The organism is Loktanella sp. D2R18, from assembly GCF_003318235.1.
Taxonomy (GTDB): domain Bacteria; phylum Pseudomonadota; class Alphaproteobacteria; order Rhodobacterales; family Rhodobacteraceae; genus Yoonia.
The window spans coordinates 1-3,723 of record NZ_QOCG01000003.1 but is presented as its reverse complement, the minus strand read 5'-3'; the positions used below and the strand labels follow the sequence as shown (position 1 = coordinate 3,723).

General features: G+C 54.7%; 1 protein-coding gene. It reads right to left on the bottom strand.

Features of this window, described 5'->3' with window-relative positions; translation table 11 throughout:
* Positions 1-121: 121 nt before the first annotated feature.
* A partial coding sequence (locus DS901_RS00920) for an OmpA family protein (protein WP_147249820.1) occupies positions 122-3,723 on the bottom strand: 3,602 nt, incomplete at its 5' end.

The following is a 3,723-nucleotide window of genomic DNA, read 5'->3' as shown; positions in this document are numbered from 1 at the left end:
GGCCTGTCGAAGCGGACATTTCTTTAGTGGCTTTGTCATCTATCCGATTTGTTAAGACGCGCGAAAGGCCAGCGCGTTTGCGCTGGCCTTTTGTTGTTTTACGATTGTCGCCCTTAGGTGCTTACCACGTGAACTCGACTGTTTGCGCCGCGTCGACAGAACCATCAACGTTTGCGCCTACTGACGCGCGGCTTACACCCGCACGGTTCAGAATTGGCGCTGTATGGGCGAGGTTGACGGATGCTGTATGCGTGTCGCCGACCCGGTCATAGTCGAGCGTGACATCCCATACGGCCATCGTATCTTCATCGCCCTCGGTCTCATAAGACAGCGATGCACCATAGCCGCAGTCACCCTCTTCGTCGCCAGAGATGGAACAGAACAAACGTGGTGTCAGTTCCAATTCGCCATTGTGCAGGGTCCGGATCAAGTCAACTTCGACAAACAGACGACCGTAGCGCCCCGGATCGATATCGAGATCAACATCGTCAATCGAGATTTCGGACCCCAATGCCACCGCATAGGCAAGGTCAATACCAACCCGCGGCGCCACTGTCAGCGCGTCATAGACACGTTCCCCACCAACGGCACCACCGACGAACAGGCCGCCATATGTGTAGTGACCGTCGGCTTCAGTACCTGCGACAACATCAAAGAAGTGACGCCCGACCGCGGCACTGCCGTAGTAACTGAGCAACAGGCCACCCTCGGTGCGGTTTGCCCCATAAAGACCGGCATGGATACCAACACCGACGATTTCACCAGTGACGTCTGGGTCGACAATATCTGTCTTGGACAGATAGCCCTCGATGAATTGGCCGAACAGGCGACCATTGGCTTGACGGTCGCGTGACCCACCAAAGCTCAGGCGGCCAGTTGTACTGGCATCCTCTGTGTGGATCACGCTCAGATCAGCCCAGATCGTCCGGTACGCACCGGTGGTGCAATCGTACCCTTCGGAAGCAAAACGACCCGTTAGGTTGCCGCCCGCATCGTTTGCCGACCCATTTAATGTGCGGCTCGTTTGGGTGCCCTCTCCGCAACGGCCAGTGCCCGCAGCATAACCATCGTCGCCACCGACCAGAATGAACTCAACCCGACGGTTCAGCGCTTGGCCCTCTTCTGTGGCATTGGTCGCGATGGGGTGCGCTTCACCGAACCCTTGTGCTTCTAGGCGATCAACCGCCACGCCACGTTCAACCAATGCATCTAGCACCGCATTCACACGGTTTTGGCTCAGGACGATGTTATAGGCATCGCTTGCATCTGAATCGGTGTGCCCGGCAATGATAAAGTTTGCGGACTGACACTGTTGCAACAGGTGTGCGATCTCATCAATGATGCGTTGGTTTGCAGCATCGATAAAGTACTTGTCGTTGGCGAACTTGATCGGTTGATCCTGCAACAGATCGTTGATTTGCTGGCCACAAGAGTACCCGACCAGACGGTCAGCGGCACGCGCCGAGATATCAGACGCACTGCGCGAGATCAGCTCGGTTGTGTTTTGCAGATCTTCTGACAGAACACGTTCCAACGCCTCTTGATCAAACACCGAAGCAGACCCGATGACAGCAATATCATATGGGGCTTCGTCGGGGTCATCATTGGGCAAATCGATATCAAAGCCAAACGCACCTTCGTCAAGCGGTGTGAACGTCACCGTAAAGGTGGTTGTCTCACCAGGTGCCAAGACCAGATCGCCAGGGTTCACAACTGTCACGCCACCATCAAGGTTGGTTTCACCCGAGATCGTTGGGTTTTCCAACGTCAGCGTATCCGTGCCATTGTTCGTGACCGTGTAAGTGATCGTCTGCTCTTCCCCTGCGATCGGTTCTCCAACATCGTCTTCACCACCATCGGGCATTGCTCCGCTCACGGATGAGGTCACATCGATTTCCGGCGCACCTTCGGACGTACCAGCGACAGCAATGTTGTAAGCACTTTCGTCCTCATCATCTTGCGCATCGTCATTGGGAAGCGTGATGTCAAAATCATAGGCCCCATCGACTTCTGGCGTGAAGGTAACCGTGAACGTTGCGGTTTCACCCGGTTCCAGTGATGTGTCACTCAGTGCACCAAAGGTCACACCTGCATCACCGTCGGTGATGTTGGTGGTCGATCCGGCGTCAAGCGTTGGCTCTTGCAAGGTAAGCGTGTCCAAACCATCGTTCGTGATTGTATAGGTGATCGTCTGTTCAACACCTGCGGTCGATTGAGGCTGCGTATCTGTGCCACCATCAGCAATAGCAACATCGCCATTGGATGTCTCGACCGAGATTTCAGGCGAGACAACAGGCAAAGTCACGACGGTTGTTTCATTCGCATCATTTCCGGATTCCCCGTCGCTATCGGTTGTAGATGGTGAGCTCACTTCTGTTGGTACAGCCGTCGACCCGTCCGTCCCACCTTGTGGGATCACGGGTTCTGATCCTGTGTCACTGACATCCGTCACCGCATCAAGTTGGTCATCATTTTCGTCAAACAGCGGCACCGTGTCGCCACCATCAAGAACGATGTCACCCGCATCATCAACCGCAACCGCCGTCGAGGTTATCGTGGGTTGGGTTTCAAGATCTCCGCTATCACCCGGCTGAATGACATATTCCGCCGTCGCCACAACAACAGGGCCTTCGCCAACGTCAAGCGTGATATCCTCGATACCAGTATCGTCGAACGTCACACCAGCCGCGGTCAAATCACCCAGACCATTGTCGTCAATCACAAGATCAGCAAGACCCGTATCGCCTGTGTTTTCAGCTGTGTACTCATACAAAATCGTATCGCCGACGTTCCCAAAAATACCGTCACCATTGGTATCTTCAACACCCGTCACCGTCTGAACCAACTCAATCGCAGGGTCAGGGTCGTCATAAGTCACCGTAACCGTGGCTTCGTTCGAAACATTCCCGTTATCATCTTCAACGGTGTAATCCACTGGGGTCGGGTCACCCACAAAGCCGTCTTCAGGTGCAAAGGTAATCACGCCAGTCGTTGGATTGACCGACCATGTCCCTTCGTCAGGCACAACAAGCTGCGTGACATCATCGTCCACCGTCGTGACATCGGCAGGGTCTGTGCCGGCAGGCACCACAAGGGAGACTTTTGTCGGGTCAAGCGGCACATCCGTGCCAGCCGCATTTGTACCAAGATCTGTGTCGTTATCCAAAACATCAACGTCAACATCGGTCCCGGCAACCGCAGGGTCTGCGGTATCATCCTCAGCTGTCGGCGCTGTGGGCAGCACAACAACAGTTGTATCACTGCCGTTCGTCTCAGTCGCGTCAATCTCGGCACCGTCAGTGCCTTCGTTCGCTGCGGCTGTATCGTTGTCAGAAACGTCAGTCACAGTGTCGCCATTGGGCAAAGTACCCGTCGCGGTTACCGAGGTTGCGAGCGTATCCGTCGCATCCGCATCAATCTGCACCGTATAAACAACCGTCAACGTATCGCCCACACCAAGAACCGTCGTGCCAGTGATTAGATCATCATTCGTGGATGTCCCATCAAAGCTGCTATTCACAGCGCCACCCGTCGTTGAATCAACCGTCACATCATCAAGGTTCGTACCCAGCTGACCCGCGTCAGCCAAAAGCGCCGTAAGATCAACATCTGCGAAGTCCAGTTCGCCAGAATTGTTAACCGTCACAGTGTACGTCACATCAACCGTGCCGTCATCATTAATGACATCCGAAACATCCGCCGACTGCGTCGTGCTCAGTTCAG